16 protein-coding genes and 1 riboswitch are annotated in these 19,009 nt (G+C 29.6%); of the genes, 11 read left to right on the top strand and 5 right to left on the bottom strand.

Annotated elements, in window-relative coordinates; genetic code table 11:
• The first annotated feature begins 20 nt into the window (after positions 1–20).
• The 6 genes from DW911_RS01980 (at position 21) to DW911_RS01955 (ending at position 7,619) form a co-directional block, all read left to right on the top strand.
• The gene (locus DW911_RS01980) at positions 21–848 is read left to right on the top strand and encodes a class C sortase (protein WP_118431511.1); all 828 of its coding nucleotides are present in this window, start codon (positions 21–23) and stop codon (positions 846–848) included.
• Positions 845–1,729 (top strand): Cna B-type domain-containing protein, encoded by an 885-nt coding sequence (locus tag DW911_RS01975; RefSeq protein ID WP_118607389.1) that lies wholly within the window; start codon positions 845–847, stop codon positions 1,727–1,729. The genes DW911_RS01980 and DW911_RS01975 overlap by 4 nt, the downstream gene beginning before the upstream one ends.
• Positions 1,730–1,807: 78 nt before the next feature.
• Positions 1,808–2,164, top strand: a complete 357-nt coding sequence (locus tag DW911_RS01970; RefSeq protein ID WP_233542980.1) for a PD-(D/E)XK nuclease domain-containing protein — start codon at positions 1,808–1,810, stop codon at positions 2,162–2,164.
• 229 nt (positions 2,165–2,393) lie between these two features.
• On the top strand, positions 2,394–5,174 hold the full coding sequence (locus DW911_RS01965; protein WP_233541816.1) for a collagen-binding domain-containing protein: 2,781 nt from the start codon (positions 2,394–2,396) through the stop codon (positions 5,172–5,174).
• Positions 5,168–6,682 carry an isopeptide-forming domain-containing fimbrial protein gene (locus tag DW911_RS01960; protein WP_118431503.1) on the top strand — a complete coding sequence of 505 codons (1,515 nt, stop codon included), beginning with the start codon at positions 5,168–5,170 and terminating at the stop codon, positions 6,680–6,682. Before DW911_RS01965 ends, DW911_RS01960 begins: the two co-directional genes overlap by 7 nt.
• Positions 6,683–6,728: 46 nt before the next feature.
• Positions 6,729–7,619: a Cna B-type domain-containing protein gene (locus DW911_RS01955; RefSeq protein WP_158568157.1), complete on the top strand. Its 891-nt coding sequence runs from the start codon at positions 6,729–6,731 to the stop codon at positions 7,617–7,619.
• 7 nt (positions 7,620–7,626) lie between these two features.
• On the opposite strand, the gene DW911_RS01950 is transcribed toward DW911_RS01955, so the two are convergent.
• The 5 genes from DW911_RS01950 to DW911_RS01930 form a co-directional block, all read right to left on the bottom strand.
• Complete coding sequence (locus DW911_RS01950; RefSeq protein ID WP_118607387.1) at positions 7,627–9,270, bottom strand: AAA family ATPase; 1,644 nt, start codon at positions 9,268–9,270, stop codon at positions 7,627–7,629.
• A gap of 129 nt (positions 9,271–9,399) precedes the next feature.
• Positions 9,400–10,446 carry a hypothetical protein gene (locus tag DW911_RS01945; protein WP_147365875.1) on the bottom strand — a complete coding sequence of 349 codons (1,047 nt, stop codon included), beginning with the start codon at positions 10,444–10,446 and terminating at the stop codon, positions 9,400–9,402.
• On the bottom strand, positions 10,394–11,101 hold the full coding sequence (locus tag DW911_RS01940; protein WP_118431495.1) for a CpsD/CapB family tyrosine-protein kinase: 708 nt from the start codon (positions 11,099–11,101) through the stop codon (positions 10,394–10,396). Before DW911_RS01940 ends, DW911_RS01945 begins: the two co-directional genes overlap by 53 nt.
• A 2-nt stretch (positions 11,102–11,103) precedes the next feature.
• Entirely contained in the window at positions 11,104–11,886 is a 783-nt protein-coding gene (locus tag DW911_RS01935; protein WP_118431493.1) for a tyrosine-protein phosphatase, read from the bottom strand.
• The gene (locus DW911_RS01930) at positions 11,886–12,578 is read right to left on the bottom strand and encodes a YveK family protein (protein WP_118431491.1); all 693 of its coding nucleotides are present in this window, start codon (positions 12,576–12,578) and stop codon (positions 11,886–11,888) included. The genes DW911_RS01935 and DW911_RS01930 overlap by 1 nt, the downstream gene beginning before the upstream one ends.
• A 142-nt stretch (positions 12,579–12,720) precedes the next feature.
• A riboswitch (cyclic di-GMP riboswitch) is annotated at positions 12,721–12,806 on the top strand.
• A gap of 155 nt (positions 12,807–12,961) precedes the next feature.
• Here DW911_RS01930 and DW911_RS01925 point away from each other — a divergent pair.
• The 5 genes from DW911_RS01925 (at position 12,962) to DW911_RS01905 (ending at position 19,001) form a co-directional block, all read left to right on the top strand.
• Positions 12,962–14,839: a polysaccharide biosynthesis protein gene (locus tag DW911_RS01925; RefSeq protein WP_118431489.1), complete on the top strand. Its 1,878-nt coding sequence runs from the start codon at positions 12,962–12,964 to the stop codon at positions 14,837–14,839.
• Positions 14,840–14,961: 122 nt separating this feature from the next.
• The gene (gene loaP, locus DW911_RS01920; RefSeq protein WP_118431487.1) at positions 14,962–15,480 is read left to right on the top strand and encodes an antiterminator LoaP; all 519 of its coding nucleotides are present in this window, start codon (positions 14,962–14,964) and stop codon (positions 15,478–15,480) included.
• 97 nt (positions 15,481–15,577) lie between these two features.
• On the top strand, positions 15,578–16,798 hold the full coding sequence (locus DW911_RS01915; RefSeq protein ID WP_118431485.1) for a DegT/DnrJ/EryC1/StrS family aminotransferase: 1,221 nt from the start codon (positions 15,578–15,580) through the stop codon (positions 16,796–16,798).
• A 5-nt stretch (positions 16,799–16,803) separates the two neighbouring features.
• Positions 16,804–17,400 (top strand): sugar transferase, encoded by a 597-nt coding sequence (locus DW911_RS01910; RefSeq protein ID WP_118431484.1) that lies wholly within the window; start codon positions 16,804–16,806, stop codon positions 17,398–17,400.
• A 26-nt stretch (positions 17,401–17,426) separates the two neighbouring features.
• Positions 17,427–19,001: a GNAT family N-acetyltransferase gene (locus tag DW911_RS01905; protein ID WP_118431482.1), complete on the top strand. Its 1,575-nt coding sequence runs from the start codon at positions 17,427–17,429 to the stop codon at positions 18,999–19,001.
• Positions 19,002–19,009: the final 8 nt, after the last annotated feature.

Here is a 19,009-nt window from a genome sequence, read left to right as displayed (position 1 = left end):
AGAAAGAAGAAGGGATCAGGATGAAAAGAAGAATATTTCAGGCATTGATATTGATGATATTTATCTGCGGTATTGGATTTTTATCCTATCCCAGTCTTGCTAATTACATTAATAGTAAAAATGCAAGAGCAACGATCGTCAAATATCAACAGGATATGACTTCAAGTAGTGATCAAGAATTAAAAGCAATGATGGATGAAGCCTATGCTTATAATCAAAGTTTACCTTGGGCCTTTCCTGCTGATCCTTTTACTAAAAAGAATTTAATTGATACGAAAACAAGTCGTTTTAAGGATTTTAAAATGGTTCAATCAAGGGCATTGATAGGCTATATTGAAATTCCTAAATTAGATTTATATTTACCTATTTATTATGGAACAGATGGAAAAATATTAAATAAAGGAATTGGTCTTATTGAAAATACTTCGTTACCAGTAGGGGGAAAAGGAACCCATGCGGTATTAAGTGGTCATAGTGGTTTACCATCAATGAAGTTATTTACCGATATTGACCAATTGAAAGATGGGGATTTATTTTTTATTCATGTTTTAAATCAGCATTTTGCTTACCGTGTTAATCAAGAAAAAGTCGTTTTACCAACTGAAGTAAAAGACTTAATGATTGAAAAAGATAAAGATTATGTCAGTTTATTAACTTGTACACCTTATGGTGTTAACACACATCGTTTAATAATACGGGGAGAACGATGTGACTACGATTTTTCAAAGAAAGATGAAAATGTATCGGTCATAGAAAAAAATGAATGGTTATGGATGGTTGTTGGCGCATTAGCTATCATAATTATCATAACATTCACTATATATCATAAAAAGAAGGTGAGAAGATGAAAAAGATAATAAGATGCTTGATATTTGTATTGTTAGTGATGATGAATCTAGAGGGGGTTCAGGCATTAAACAGGGGAAGTATTAAAGTGACTTATCATGACGCTACAATTGGCTATATTGATCATATTGAAACAAAAGTATATAAGATTGGTAATTATGATGGGGGAAAAGTCACACTTTTAAATGAGTTTAAGGATTGTGGTATTGATATCAATACCATTAATCAAAAAGATGTCCTAACAAAACAAGTCAAATCATGTATTCAATATATTCATCAAAATCATATCAATACCACAATGACAAAAAGTTCAATCCAAGGCATTGTGGAATTTAACCAACTAGAAAGAGGTATTTATGTTATAGACGCTCATTACACACAAAATGACTACCAAATATCTATCGAACCCATGTTTGTAACATTACCCGAAAAAAGTGAAGCTCTCTATTATAATTATGATATTTCATTAAGACCAAAATTAATGATTACAACGTTAGCACCATATCAAGATTACACAGTTTTAAAAGTGTGGAAGGATCACAATGATGAAAAACATCTTCGTCCCCGTCAAATAAAAGTAGGCCTTTATAAGGATGAAAAACTACAAGAAACAATTACATTAGATGCTCTATCTAACTGGTCTTATACGTTTAAAGACCTTGACAGTGGAGAACATTGGCAAGTAAAAGAGTTAGATATTGACTCAAACTACCAAAGTCATGTTATTGAAAATGACAATCAGTTTATAATCGAAAATACCCTTAAAGAAAAACACTCTATAACCACTGGAGATAATGTGACTTTGACTTTCCATCTTATCTTAATTTGTGTAAGCAGTATTCTATTCTTTTCTCTAATCAAAAAGATAAGATTCAAGAAATAGCATGGGCTATTTCTTTTTTTATTTTCTCTATTAAATAGTAAAGAAATATAAAATAGTTATCATATGATGATGTTAGGAATGTATATTTGTCTATCAAATCGATATGATATCCTTTCTAACAGAGAAACTGGTAAAGGAAGATGTGATATTATTCTAAAGGCAAAAGATGAAAAACGTACATCATTTGTTTTGGAGTTTAAATACTTAAAAGAAAAGAAAGATAACATACATGATGAGTTAGACAAGGTTGCATGTAAGGCTATTCAACAAATCAAAGATAATCAATATGATCATGATTTAAAAGGAAAAGTAATTTATATTGCTTTAGCTCATCATGGAAAAGATGTGAGCATGAAATGGCAAGAAAAAAATGATACAACAGGCAATATGGACAAGAAAAAAACAATAGTAATGACTATTGTTTTTTTATCATAAATGACAATTTTATACATATATTAGGATTGCTTACAAGAATCCTTTTTTTTATATCTAAAAACTTGTTTTTAGATATAAAAATACAAAGTTAAACATTTAATTTATCTTGATTTTATCGGTATTTTTTTAAGTTTTAAGGACTTTATTGAAAGCGTGAAAAGACATCCGTATAGTGATGTGGCAGGAGTTAAATTTTAAATGTAAGGAGGGGTTTATTTTAGTGAGATTGATGGTCAAAAAGCAATTTAAGATTTGGATTATTTTGCTTTTGATGCTTTGTGGATCAAATTCTTTTTTAATAGGAATTTATGGACAAAGTAATCATCAAACAAAAGCAACACTGCTCAGTGATGGTGGAAGTTATACATTGTCACATATATTAGGTCATTATAATGTTTTTACCAGTGAAGATTATTATGGAACTCATGTAGTTGGACCAATGATTGTTGGTGGTCGAACTGGACGTACAACTTTAGATGGAGGACAAGGCTCCCTTTCAATAGGCGGTATTAGTCATACTAGTGGTACAGTCAAAGAGTTTAAACATGATGTACCGTCTTATTTTAAAAAGAAGACGATGATTGCTGGAAATACGGTGATTACATCAAGTGATGTACCACTTTATTTAGGATCGGAGAATCAAAATGTAACATCATGGGCTCTGCAAGGTCCAAATAATCAAGTTTATGATGACTATTATTTTACAGATGGCTATGTTGATTTCAATGAAGCAGTAAAACAATTAAAACAAGATGCTTTAAGTTATCAAAGTTATAGTGGACCAGATCATCAAGGTAAGATGATAAATAAAGTGGATCTTTCTTTAAAATTGGTTAATCAAGTTAAAAGTGAATTAGCTAAAAATAAAGATTACGTTTATGAAAATGAGTATTGTAAGATATTTAGAAATGAACAGAACAGATTAGAAAAAGATGGTTTAACAATTCAATTGAAGTTAGGTCATAACTATCATTTTGAATGTTTAAATGATTTTGATTGTATTATTTATGATTATGATCGTTATGATGATGAAACGACAACGATTATCAGTTGTGATGATCAAACCATAACTTCATTTCCTAAAATATTAAAAACACAAAAAGATGTGATGGGAAATGTCGCAGGAGGTGTGTGTTTAAATCAAAAACAATATCAAACAGCTTATCAGTTTGATACTTTAGAAAGTGGTTATCATACATCAATTATGTATTTATGTTTAAATGCTTCAATGATTAAGATACCTGGAGGACAGGGTAAATTAAATGGGCATTTGGTTGCCTTAGATGCTTTAGTGAATATTTATAGTGGTGATTATAATGGAACGATTGTCGCTAAAAGTGTTAATTCTAAAGCTGAAGGACATATGTGGTGTTATCATGGTATGACAACACCAGGAATACTTGATTTAAATTTAAAGAAGTTGGTAAATTCAAAGACTCCTGATCAACAGTTTACTTTTGAATTAAGTTGTTTAAAAGGTCCTACTGATTCAACTATTTATCAGTCACTTTTAAAAGAAACGTTAAAAACGAATAATCAAAGCAATGGGGTTATTCATTATCGTTTAAATGGTTTTAATCAAGTTGGAGAGTATATTTTTAAAGTGAGGGAACTTGATAGCAAAGGTTACAAGTGTACGCCAGAAGCCATTTATATTAAAGTTAAAGCAACATTAAATCATCAAACAATTGTCCCAACGATAGAGGGCTATTACCAAGATGAAGCAGGTAGTCAAAAATTAGATCAGCCTCATTTTAATAACGTTAATACAACAAGTTTAAAAGTACAAAAAAGATGGCTTGATGAAAATGGTCAAGATATGCAAGCACCAGTTCAACAAATCAATCTAGATTTGTATCAACAAGCTTACTTAAAAAAAGGTTATGATGTCAAAGTTAAAGTTCTTTTAAAACAAAACAATACTTTAACAACAGTCAAAGAAGAAAATGTTTTTGTTAAAGAAAAAGGAAAACTTTGTTTTCAAGTAGACAGTCGTGCTCGATATCAAAACCTTTATATTACGGGGATTGAAAAGATTAAGTGTAATCAAGGAACTGTAGTAGAAAAAAGAAGTGATCATCATCAGTGGAATACCCACTATGATGCAAGAAAAAATCTAGAAATTAAAGATATTCAAGGCAACGATGAAGTTGAAATCATTTATAGTGTTTCACCTGGAATACAAAGTTCTATAAATCCTCAAGATATTCATTTAACAATTCAAAGTTATGATCAAGGTGAATATCAAAAAGCAGGACCAGCTGCTTTAATTAAAACGATTCAATTAGATGCAAATCATCATTGGTTTCAAGAAATTAATGATTTAATAACCAATAAAGATAATCAAATTTATCGTTATTATGTTCAAGAAAAAGACTTATCTGGATTTAAAACAACTTATCAAATCAACGATAAGAATTCTAGTCTTGCTGGTGAGATAGAAACAGCCGGAAATGAGACTATTCAAGTTATCAATAAAAAAGAAAAATCTGCTTATTTATTGATTAAAAAAATAGGTCATGCAAATAAAAATCAAGGACTTAAAGATGCAGGGTTTACTTTATATGATGAAAAGAAACAACCTCTAAAATTTAAATTAAATCAAGGAACTTATTTCTATGATAAACAAGGTGATCCTTTATTGATCACTGATCAAAAAGGTTGTATTAAAATCGATTTAAACTCTTTAAAGAGTTTAAATATAAAGAATTACACGCTAAAAGAAGTCAAACTACCAGAAGGCTATAAAGGTTTATTTGAAGAAGTGAAACTTCATTTTGATGAAAATCATGATGATTGCTATTACAAAATAGACAATCAAAAAAATCAGGTATTTAAAAATCATGATATTCATACAATGACTTTAGAAAATGAAAAAGTAACGATTCAAGTACCAGATACGGGTTATGGTGGTTTAGACTTTAAAAAAGCAGGTATCTGTTTATTAATAGGTGCTATGAGTATGGAAATGATAAAACAAGTTAAAAGGAGAAAAAAGACAAAGTGCTAAAAAAGTTATTCAGTTTTGTTTTATTGAGTGTGATGTTTTTAGGTTCGCTTATTTCAGTTCAGGCTGCCTCTTTATCACAGGCTAATTTAACGATTTTAAAAGATGGAGCGACATTTAGTGTTTATAAAGTATTAGATGCTAAGGCGAGTAATGATGTCTTTGTATATGATGTCAATAAAGATTTTAAAGATTTCTTTAAACAGGGAAAATATAGTTTTGATAAAACAAAAGGAATTATTAAAGATGGTAAAGTCTTTTTACCAGTAGATAAAGTTAATACAACGGTAAGTAGTAAACCAACAAAAGTACAACCAAGCCAAGAAATGGCTGAATTTACGTTAGCTTTACAAACTTATATGCAAGAAAAAAATATTGTTGGTAATCAAGTAAAAGATAAAGAAGAAAAAGGTTTAGATTTAGGTTGTTATTTAGTCTTAGAAACAGCTAATAGCCAAAATAATGCGATTGTTGCTTCTAAAGCGATGATGATCAACTTAGTTAAAGATATGAAGATTTATCCTAAGGATGATCAAGGATGTTTAGTAAAAAGCATTGTTGAAGACAATAAGAAAATAAAGAAAAATGATGTAGGTGTAGGAGATAAAATTAATTATGTAGTTGATAGTGTTGTTCCTACTTATGATCAATCTGTAAAAGAAATTAAGTATTGTTTTACTGATGAATTCTCTAAAGGATTAAAATACAACCAAGATTTAAAAGTTTATTTAGGTGAACAATTATTAAAAGTCAATCAAGATTATTCTTTAAAAGTAACAGGTAGTGAAAAAACTAAAGCAACATTAGTCATTGATATTAAAAATAGTCAAAAATTACTATCTAGTGTGCGTAAAGATATGAAATTAGTTTACTCAGCAACTCTTACAAGTGATGCTTATATTGATAGTGGTTATGGTCATCCTAATGAAATGAAATTAGAATATACAAGAGGACCAAATCAATCTAATACTGTTTTAAAAGACCATACTGTAACTTACACTTATGGTTTAAAGATGATTAAAAAAGATGGTAAACATGATGGTGTTAATTTAGCAGGTGCACAGTTTGCTTTATTTAAAAAAGCAGATTTAACAAAACAAATTGGTAAAGCTATTTCATCAAAAGATGGTAAAGTGGCATTTACAACTATGGATAATCAAGCATTAGGCTTAGATGCCGGTGAATATGTGATTAAAGAAGTCAAAGCGCCTAGTGGTTATAGTGAATTAGGTAGTGATATTTATCTTACAATTAAAGCTAATAATCCATTAGATGGTAAAGCTACAATAAAAGCAACAAATAAAGAAGGACAAAGTATTGCTGAAGTAAAAGTCATCACTGCTTGTAATAGAAAAGATCAAACTTTAAGTATTGTTAACTATAAAGGAATTTCATTACCTGAAACTGGTGGTAGTGGAACAAAAGTCTTTATGTTAATTGGTGGTGCTTTTATTACTTTAGCAGCGATTATTTATGCTATTTATGAATTAAGACATCAAACAGAAAAATAAGGTATCATTTATGATACCTTTACTTTCATTAAAAGAAGGTGAATCAATGAGAAAAAGAATTTTAATAATATTTTGTATGTTCTTTGTTTTGATGTTAGGGAGTATCAGTGAAACAGGAGCTATTAATAAGGGTAAAGTTACATTAACATATCAAAATAGTGAATATACTTTATCAGATATAGATGTTTTATTATATAAAATTGCAAGTTATGATATCAAAAACTTAGGTAAAATTACACTTTTAGATGACTATCAAGATAGTCATCTGGATTTAAGTGATATTGAACATCAAGATGTACTTAAAGAAAAGACAAGATCATTAAAACAATATATTGATAAGCATGCTTTAAAAGAAAACCAATTAATTAAGGCAGATAATCATGGAAAAGCTGTTTTTAAAGACTTAGATGATGGAATTTACTTAATACAAGGACGTTATCGAGGGAATGACCTAGATGTATCTATTGAACCAGCATTAATCGTGATGCCTCATGTCTATGATCAACAATTTGTTTATCAATATGATCTTCATCCTAAAATGACGATTCAAAAAAGAAAACAATATCAAGATTATACTGTTTTAAAAATTTGGAAAGATCATAACAACAAAGAGCATTTAAGACCACAAGCTATTAAAGTAGGCTTATACGCTAATAAAAAGCTAGTACAAACAGTTAAGTTAGATGCTACGTCTAATTGGTCTTATACATGGAATCATTTAGATAGTACAAAAAATTGGTCGGTTAAAGAAATTAATGTAAATCGTAATTATATAAGTCATGTTAAACAAACTCATAACCAGTTTGTTATTGAAAATGAAATTAAAGATACAACGCATATTAAAACAGGCGACTATCAACCGATTATTATTTTTATGATACTATTTTTATTTTCTGCAATAACACTTATTTATTGGAGCATTAAAAAGAAAAACTAGCAGATTGCTAGTTTTTTTCTTGCCATTTCATGATGACATCTTTACCATGATGTGCCAAAGCAACATAAATTACTTTTCCTTTTAGTCCTTCATCATATCGATTATTTTTGATTTGTTGAATAGCTTTACATGCAAGTTTGTTTAACTCATCATGTATGTTATCTTTCTTTTCTTTTAAGTATTTAAACTCCAAAACAAATGATGTACGTTTTTCATCTTTTGCCTTTAGAATAATATCACATCTTCCTTTACCAGTTTCTCTGTTTGAAAGGATATCATATCGATTTGATAAACAGACACACATACCTAACATCATCATATGATAACTATTTTCATTAGTTAAATCATGATAGGATGGTAACATTAAAATGTTTTGATACTCGTTAATAAAGTTTTCCTGTTGTTCATGAGTGAGATAACGGCTCAGTCTCGTTAATTGTCCTTCATTTAAAGATAGGTAATATTCTGTCAGACTTCTAAATTCTGTTTGGACTTCTTTGTTAGGTATTTGAATGCTGTAATAATTGTCCATGAGATCTATGACTTTATTGATTGTTAAATATCCAGCATTAACAAACAATCCCCATAGCGTCGCATTATCCGCTACTTCATAAAAACTTGTTTGCATCGTCACAGTCGTTTCTAACTGACTGTTGATGATGAGGTGATTATACTCTCTTTTAAAACCATCATTAGCATGCAATAATGCTTGTTTAATCATTGTATTAGCACTGGTATTAACCCAGTAGGGCACAAGTTCTTTTGCACTGGCATAATTTAAAATAGACCAGGGATTATAGATATCGTTATTTCCAATATGATAGCCATCATACATTTCTTTGACATGATCATTTAACTGTAAATGATAGTATTCCAGTAAGGTCTTTGTTTCATGACTGTCAAAACCAAAATATTGACTGTAAGGTTTATCTAGCACAGTATAAACAACCAGATTATTCAAATCGCTAAAGATATTTTCTTTAGCCACTCTTTGAATTCCAGTAAGCATGGCATATTTTAGACTGTCAGAAGTTTTAAGTGAGTTATGAAGCAAACCAGATAGTCCGCCTTTTATTTCATCATAAAATCCATTTACATGAGCTTCTATAAAAGGTGTATCGTATTCATCTATAAAGACCATAACCTTTTTACCATAGTAATCTTCCAATCGTTCCATTAAAAATGAAAGAGCATCGTTGATACCTGTTAAATCATTATCATATTGAACTAATACGTCATATAGATGATCATATTTTGCTTTTTTAAATCTTTGTAAATTTTCAAATACATAACTATGTTTGTCCCATTGATTTTGTATTTGTGTCTTAATGGTTGAAACAATAGTATCTTTATCTCTTTTGGCATCTGCAAAAGAAATAAAGATCGTAGGATATTGATTCATTTCATTTGCATAAGGGGTATCCATGATTTTAGTATCAATAAATAATTCTTTAGAATCTTTCGTTATATCGAAGAATTCGTTCATCATGGACATATTAATCGTCTTACCAAATCTTCTAGGTCTAGTAATTAACGTCACTTTACTTTTATTTTTTAAAAAGTCTTGTAGCATTAAAGATTTGTCTACAAAGTAATAATCATTTTCTCTTAATTCTCTATAATTAGATATTCCTATTGGTATAGCCTTCATTGCAGTCATCCTTTCTTTTCATATTATAAACTATTTTATGTTTCTTTACTATATTATTACAAATGAGATAAAAGAAAAAAGAGAAGCTTTACAAATAGCTTCTCTTTATATAAATATATGATTTTATAATTAATTTTGAGCTTTGATATATTGTAAATCAATCATTTTTTGGTTGACTTGTTTTGCTAGTAAAGTATTAAATGCATCATTACCATTTAACTTATCATCTTTTAAGAGACTTGATGGAATATAGTTATTATTTAAGTCTTGTTGATCTTGGGCTGTAGGTGTAATGTTAGCGTCAGCAAGTCCATGATCTAATAAATAAGCACGATATTCTAAGAAGTGATCTTTATGTTCTTCTTTTAACATGTTGTTTTGGTCTCTTACAGAGGCGTTTTGACGTCTTGAAGTTAAAGAGACGACGATATATTTTTGGGTCTTAATTTGGTTAATAATGGCCCTTTGGTAAGTAATGGTACGATAGATATCTAAGTTATTTTGATTATCGTATGTACCACTAAAGAGGACAACAATATCATTTTCATTAAAATCAGGAACATCACTCTCTACTTGAGTTAATTGATTAAGTGGCGTTTCTTTACCAGCTTCATTTCTTGTAAAAGTATGCATATTACGATTAGCGTCATAACTTAATGTACCTTTAATACCATTAATCGTGACATCGCTAAAGTTAGTACCTGTACTTTTTAAAACATCTAAAGGTTGATTTTGTTCATCATATAAAGGAACATCAACAGGGGTTTTACCTTGAGGAATAGTGATATTATTAACATAGATTTTAATACGTCCTACACGGATAGCTAAATCTAATGAAGTATCTTGATTACCACCTATTTTAATAACTTGACTATTACTCAATGATTCTAAAGTGAGGGGATAACTAGCAAAATCATTACCGATTGTTAAGCTATCGCCAATACAATAGATTCTTTGTTTTGGTGTTTCATCTTTTTTTGTTTCTGTTTTTGCTGTTTGTTCAGTTTTTGTTGTTTGATATTTTTTAGCGTTATTGTTAGTGACATGTCTGTCATAACCAATTAAACCAAGAATAATTGCAACTAAGACCAGAACACTAATAGGAAAAAGTGATTTTTTCATTTTAGTAATAGTAGTAATGATTTCCAGATGAAGTTTTTGCTTTAGTAAGCACACTACCTAGAACATTAACATTATTTCTTTGTAATTGTTTGATGCAGTTGGCAGCATCTTTTTTGTTGGTATCTTGGCTAGAAACAGCAAAAATAGTTCCATCTACAGCATTTCCTACAGGAATAGCATCAGAAATCATTCCTACAGGAGCACAGTCAATAATGATAAAATCAAAATATTTTTTAACTTCATTAATATAATCTTTAAAAGTATGAGATCCTAATAATTCTGAAGGATTAGGAACATGAATACCACCAGTTAATACTGTTAATTCACCAATAAATGATGGATGTTGTACCGTTTGGAAGTATTCATAATTAATCATATGTTTTTGTCTAAAATCAGCTAAAGCATCAGTTAAACCTTGTTTATTAGATAATCCCATATACTTATGTATAGTATTTTTTCTTAAATCAGTATCAATTAATAAAACCTTATTATACTTTGTCGCAAAGATATAAGCTAAATTAATAGATAATGTTGTTTTTGCTTCTCCTGATTGAGTAGAAGTAATACATATAGATTGAATATCTCGATCAACAGTAGAAAACTCTATATTTGTACGAATATGACGAAAGATTTCAGCATAGTCAAATTGACTATGTTTTCTTTGTTTATCAAGAATATTTAATGTTCTTCTTTTATTCACTCTTGCCATTGTTATCTCCTTTTAAATAGTTTTTTAAATAAAGACTGTTTTACTTCAATTGGTTCTACTTCTTCATTATTAATAATATGAAGAGGATTTTCATACATTAATGTATGAATTGTTTCATAATTATATTTCTTCACTAATAAATTAAAGACTTGTTGTAAACAAGGACTACGATGACCATCACAGCGATGAGTATCACTAGCGATAACATGTATACATCCTGCATCAAGTAATTGATAAGCAAACTTTTGCGCATGTTTACCATGATAACCTAGAAAGCTTGTCGCATTGACTTGGATAACATAACCACAATCAATGAAATCTTCTATTCTTTCTAAATCTAATTCATCTTTAAAGTATCTTTCTACATGAGCAATAATCGGTGTATAGCCTTTTAACTGAATTTCATATAAATAATCTTCTACTTCATTTTCATTCCCTAATTCATTTCTTACATCGAATTCAACTAATAAATAATCAGTATTTTCAATAAGAATATATAAATCATTTTCTAGCGCTTCTAGATAATCATGATTTAAAAATAATTCACATCCAGCTAAAACTTCTATACCATAGTTTTGTGCCAATAACTTTAAGTCTTCAATTCTTTTTTTGATTTGTTTAAGGTCTTCTTCATTTTGGTTACCTGGAACAACATGGGGTGTCGCTACGATTGTTGAGATACGATTTTCTTTTGCTTTTTCTAAAGCAATCTTGGCATCTTCTAATGAAGGCATCCCATCATCTATTTGCCAGGCATAATGACCATGGATATCGATAAAAGCCATTATTTATCCTCGAAGTAAGGAATAACACCAAGATTAGGAATACCTAAATAATTTTCAGCGTCTTCCTTAGTATGAATACGATTATCTAACATAAAACGGATAAAGATAATACCAATACTTACAATTAAACCAACTAAACCACCAATCACTAAGTTTTTAGTTAAACTTGGTGATACAGGTGTTGTTTGAAGTTTTGCTTCATCAACAGTCGTAATGTTATTAATATTTAATGTATCTTTAACTTCTTGAGTAAAAACACTGACTGTTGTATCAACGATCTTTTTAGATAATTGAGGATCATTCGTTGTAGCTGAAATAGAAATGATTTGCGTATCTGATTCATTAGAAACTGCAAGGGCTGATGAAACGACACCAGTATCGACTTTTAATTCTTGAGCGACTTTACTTTGAATACTGTTTCCATTTAATAAAGCTACATAGTTATTAGTCATTAAATTGTTAGATGTGATTTGTGAATAATCAACAACCCCTTCATTAACTTGAGGTTTAGGGAATATTCTTGCAGAAGAAGAATATTTCTTTTCAACAAAGAAAATAGTAAAGACCCCAACTAAAATGGCACATACTAATGTAGAGATAATGATAATATGTAAGTGACTTTTTAATACTTCAAACAGTTCACCTAAATTTATTTCAATGTCTTCATTTTGAATTTCTTGATTTTCTGTCATTATAGGACTCCTTTTATATATATATTACTTATAAATGAATAATTACGTCATGTTACATTATTATATAAAAGTAAGCAAAAATCAACATATTTAGCCATTTTAAAGTTGATAACTTGCATAGATTAGTATATACTTTTGTATACAAAAAGATAGGCAAGTCTATTGAAAGATAGTACACGCAAAGCTAGAGGGTCTAAGCATGAAGATGTATGACAGCCAGTTGCATTTGTTAGTCTATCTTTTGATAGGCTTATTTTTGTAGAATATACCATAAATATACCAAATTATGACATAATAATTGTTTATTTATCATATTTAGATATAATAGGCATGATTATAAATGAACATTACGTCAATTGTTATTTATAAGGGGAGGGTAAATAATGACCAAGGAGAAAAGTCAGTTGCTTTTAAGAAGAGTATGTTTAATCGCATTTGATACAATAAGTATTATCATATCATTTTTCCTATCATCATTTATAGCCTACAATGGTCAGATTGAATTAAGCTTTTTAAAAAATACTTATTTAGTGTTAAGTATTTTATTAGTATTGAGCTTAGTTTTTTTTACCCATATGAAGCTATATGTGAGCTTATGGCGTTATGCTTCTGTCAATGAATTATTAAATGTCATCATCTCAGCGATGATGAGTTCAATTATTTATTGTGCTTTATGCATTATTCTTAATTTAAATCCACCAATTAGTACTATGTTTCTTTATTTATTAATACTGTTACTATTAATTGGAGGATCACGATTTGGTTATCGTTTTTTAAGATTATATGCTGGAAGACATGGTTTGTTTGGAAGAAGTGATGAAAACTGTAAACGAGTTATGATTGTGGGTGCTGGTAGTGCTGGTGAAAAGATTTTAAGGGAAACACTGGTTACTCCTAAAATTAATAAACAAGTGGTTTGTTTTATTGATGATGATCATACAAAACATAATCGAAGAATTCATAATATTCCTATCGTAGGGGATCGTTATGATATTGTAAAAAAAGCAATTGAATATAAAATTGATGAAATCTATGTTGCTTTACCATCAATTGATGATAAGCAAGTTTCAGAAGTCCTTAACATCTGTAAAGAAACCCGATGTAAACTAAAGAAATTACCAGGTATGTATCAGTTCTTAAATGATGAAATCATTTTAGAAAAACTAAAAGATGTAGAAGTACAAGATTTATTAGGTAGAGATCCAATCAAAGTCAATCTTGAAGAAATTATGGGCTATGTAAAAGATAAAGTTGTCATGGTTACTGGTGGTGGCGGTTCAATCGGTAGTGAATTATGTCGTCAAATAGCTAAGAGTGAACCTAAACAACTGATTATTGTCGATATCTATGAAAACAATGCTTATGATATTCAATTGGAGTTACAAAGAAAATATCCTGAACTTCATTTAGAAACAATGATAGCTTCAGTAAGAGACGCTAATAAAATTAGAGATTTATTTGCTTATTATCGTCCTGATATTGTTTATCATGCAGCTGCTCATAAACATGTTCCTTTAATGGAAGATGCACCTCATGAAGCGATTAAAAATAATGTCTTTGGTACTTTAAATGTAGCCAAAGCAGCAGATCATTATGGAGTAAAAAGATTTATTTTGATTTCTACTGATAAGGCAGTCAATCCAACGAATATCATGGGAGCATCAAAAAGACTATGTGAAATGATTGTTCAATCATTTGACAAAAAATCAAAAACAGAATTTGTAGCTGTTCGTTTTGGAAATGTATTAGGATCTAATGGATCAGTCATTCCATTATTTAAAAAACAAATTAAAAATGGAGGACCAATTACTATTACCCATCCTGATATTATTCGTTATTTCATGACCATTCCTGAAGCCGTATCCTTAGTGTTACAAGCAGGAGCGTACGGACATGGTGGTGAAATCTTTGTCTTAGATATGGGTAAACCAGTTAAAATCTTAGACATGGCTAGAAACTTAATTAAATTATCAGGGTTAGAACCTGATGTCGATATTGAAATTAAGTTTATCGGGTTAAGACCTGGAGAAAAGTTATATGAAGAAATGTTGATGAAAGAAGAAGGTATGCAAACGACACCTAATAAGATGATTCATATTGGTAAACCAATAGAATTATCAGATAACTTCTTTAATCAATTAGACAATCTTTATCAATTAGCCTATGATGAAGATAGTGATATAAGAAAAGCAGTACATGAAATCGTAGATACATATCATTACGATGAAAAAACAACACATGGAGTGAAAGTCGCAGTTTAAAAAAGATAAAGAAAAGTAATCGTCGCAGGGTCGCGTTACTTACATTTATCGGTTATACATAGCCTAGTCGAATAACGATACGTTATTCGATGGGCGAAGCGTATCTAAAAGGAGGAAAAAGCATGTTTGATAATTGGTATGTCGTTCAAGTTAGATCAGGTAAAGAAGATGAAATCGTGAAAGCCTGTCATTTATTAGTTGATCGTAGTATTCTTCAAGAATGCTTTATTCCTAGATGTAAGAAAAAAAAGAAGTTTAGAGGAACTTGGAAAATCGTCGATGAAATCTTATTTAAAGGGTATATCTTTATGATTAGTGATCGTATTGAAGATTTATATACGGAACTAAAAAGAATACCCGATTTAACCAAGCTACTTGGTAATGATGGAAAAGATATCTTTCCCATCTATCCCCAAGAAGCTAAGTTTCTTACACGTTTTTCAGATATAAATCATGTGGTAGAATTTTCTAAAGGAATGATTATTGGTGATCAAATCACCATCATCGAAGGACCTTTACAAGGTTTAGAAGGAAAGATTACAAAGATAGATCGACATAAGCGTATCGCTTATATCGATTTAGAATTATTAGGTAAAATTAATCGGGTTCAAGTAGGACTTGAAATTATTAGTAAAAACTAAGAGATATAACATAACGTATGTAAAGACTATCTTCATAGTCTTTTTATTATACATAACTTATGTTATGTCTTTTAAGATAAAGAGATGGAGGGGTAAAATGAAAGATAAAAGAAATATACCATTTTCACCACCAGATATGAGTGAAGATGAAATTAATGAAGTAGCAGATACTTTAAGAAATGGGTGGATTACAACTGGTCCAAAAGTTAAAAAATTTGAAAGACAAATCGCAAATTATGTAGGTGTTAATAAAGCAGTATGTTTAAATTCACAAACCGCTTGTGCGGAAATGGCCCTAAGAGTACTTGGAGTAGGACCTGGAGACGAAGTCATTGTTCCTGCCTATACTTATACAGCGAGTGCTGCAGTTGTATGTCATGTGGGTGCTAAATTAGTATTAGTTGATGTACAAAAAGATAATTTAGAAATGGATTATGACGCATTAGAAAAAGCAATTACAGAAAATACAAAAGTTATTATTCCAGTTGATTTAGGTGGAGTACCTTGTGATTATGATAGAATTTTTGAAATTGTAGAAAAGAAAAAATACTTATTTAAACCAAATAATGAGATACAAGAAGCAATGGGAAGAATTTCCGTTAATGCTGATACAGCACATGCTTTTGGTGCTTCATGGCATGGTAAAATGTGTGGATCTATCGCTGATTTTAGTTCATTTAGTTTTCATGCAGTTAAGAACTTAACAACTGCGGAAGGTGGAGCGCTTACTTGGAGAACGATTGAAGGAATAGATGATGAAGATATCTATAAACAACTTCAATTGTTATCATTACACGGACAATCAAAAGATGCTCTAGCTAAAACAAAATTAGGATCATGGGAATATGATGTTGTGGCTCCATTGTATAAATGTAATATGACAGATATTATGGGTGGTATTGGTTTAGCACAAATGAGAAGATATCCAACAATGCTTAAAAGAAGAAAAGAAATTATTGAAAGATATAATGAAGCTTTTATTCCTTTAGGAATTGAAGTATTAAATCATTATGACGAAAATCATCAATCAAGTGGACATCTTTATATTACAAGAGTTTCAAACATCACTGGTGATCAAAGAAATGATATTATTACAAAAATGGCTGAAAGAGGAATTGCATGTAATGTCCATTACAAACCATTACCAATGCTTACAGCATATAAAAACTTAGGTTTTGATATAAAGGATTATCCAAATGCTTATAATCAATTTATTAATGAAATTACATTACCACTTCATACAAAATTAAGTGATGAAGATGTAAATTATATTATTGATAATTATAAAAAAATAATAAAAGAAGTATTTGAGGTGTAGCATACATGTATAAAAAATATGTTAAGAGAATAATAGATATTATAATTGGTCTTTGTGCTTTACCATTTGTCATAATAGTTGTTCTTTTTTGTGGAACGATAATTTATTTTTCAGATAAAGGTCCAATATTTTATAATTCGATTCGTCTTGGAAAAGATGGAAAACCATATAAAATGTTCAAATTAAGGTCAATGAAAGTAAATGCCCCTGATATTCGAAATACAGATGGATCAACGTTTAATGGGGATGATGATCCTAGAGTTACGAATATTGGACATTTTATGCGAAAAACTAGTTTAGACGAATTTCCACAGTTTTTAAATGTATTACTTGGCAATATGAGTATTATTGGTCCGAGACCAACAGTTCCTATTGAAGGATTAAATTTTCAAGAATTATCAGATATAGAAAAAAAACATTATATGGTTAAACCTGGAATTACAGGTTATAGTCAAGCATATTTTAGAAATTCTATTAATCAGGATGAAAAATTTGTAAACGATGCTTATTATGCAGATAATATTTCATTTTTTTTGGATATAAAAGTATTTTTAAAGACTATACAATCTGTAGTTGGACGAAAAAATATATACAATAAATAGTATTGAGAATAAGAAGGAAATAAATTATGAGAAAAAAAATATTAGCAATTATCGGGGCTGGTGAAGCGGCTTTTCCAATAATAGATAAAGCAAAAGAATTAGATATCTTGACAATTGGATTTGGAGAAAAAAATTCACTTGCTAGAAACAGGGTTGATTTTTTTATTGAAAAATCAATTTTTGATATTGCAGGAATTGTTGATGAATGTAGAAAACACAATGTGAATGGAGTGATTGCTTCAAGTGAAATTACCACTGAAAGTGCAGCGATTATTGCTGATGAACTGCAACTTCCAGGTAATGATATAAAAAATGGCTTTTTTGCGAGAAATAAATATTTAATGCGTGAACGTGTAAAAACCATTTCATCAATAAATCAGCCAAAATACTATATTTATGACGGAAATCCTGTAGAAAAATTTCCAGTAATGGTTAAAGCTGTAGATGCTTGTGGGAAAAAGGGAATTAAATTGGTGAAAAATGAGGTTGAATTCGAAGATGCGATAAAGTTATCTGCACAGATATCTTCTAATGGAGAAGTGTTAATAGAAGAATATCTAGATGGTGGAAAAGAATATTCAATTGAATGTATTGCATCAAATAGGGATTGCTTTATTATACAGGTGACTGAAAAAATAACATCTGGAGAACCATATTTTACTGAAATTGCTCATCACCAACCTGCTGATTTGAGTGATGAGATTAGGAAGAAAATAGAAGTAGCAACTAAAAATACACTTGAGGTCCTAGGAATTAAGTGTGGAATGGCTCATATGGAAATAAAAATTATTGATAACCAAATCTATTTTATTGAAGTTGGCGCAAGAGCTGGAGGGGATCACATTGCTGATGTTCTAACAGTGAATAGTACAAATTATGATTACTACAAGGCTGCAATAGATTGTTGTTTCGATTGTTTAGAAAAAAAAGAAATAAAAAATATTGCTTATACTGGTATTTATTTTCATTGTAAAGAAAACGAACATCTTAAAAGATTGTTTGCTGATGCGAATAAAGCGGATTGGTGTATAGTTAATACTGTCGAAAATGATTGTTTTTTGGATGCAAAGGGAAATGTTGAGGCTTCAAATTCGGGATATATTATATATAAATCAGATCATAGAATTACTTTAAAGGATACTTCTATTATGAATTTGCGAGCTGAAAGAATTAATGAGTATGAAAATGCATTTGATTTGATATGGAATCATAATAAAGAAATAGGTAGAACTCTTTCTGATGATGAACTTAAAAAAGGAATTGAGAAATTTTTGAACTTTGGAAATGTAATTTCAATTGTAGATGACAATCGCATAGTTGCATTTCTAATGCTATATTGTAACAATATAGAAACTTTAGAAGCATATATTTGCAATGTTTATGTTTTGAATGAATATAGGGGATTAGGTTTATCAAAAAAAGTATTAGAAAAAGCAATTAGCGTTTGCAAAAGTAAACATTTTACAACTATAAAATTGCATGTTGCTAAAGATAATATTACGGCTATAAATTTATATGAACAATACGGTTTTTTGGCGACTGGTAATAATAAAGAAAATGATAATGAACTACAAATGGAAATGGTTAAGTTTCTAGGATAAGAGGATGT

Source organism: Erysipelatoclostridium sp. AM42-17, from assembly GCF_003480255.1.
In the GTDB taxonomy this organism is placed as follows: Bacteria; Bacillota_I; Bacilli_A; order Erysipelotrichales; family Coprobacillaceae; genus Faecalibacillus.
This window is presented reverse-complemented; position numbering and strand designations above follow the sequence as displayed.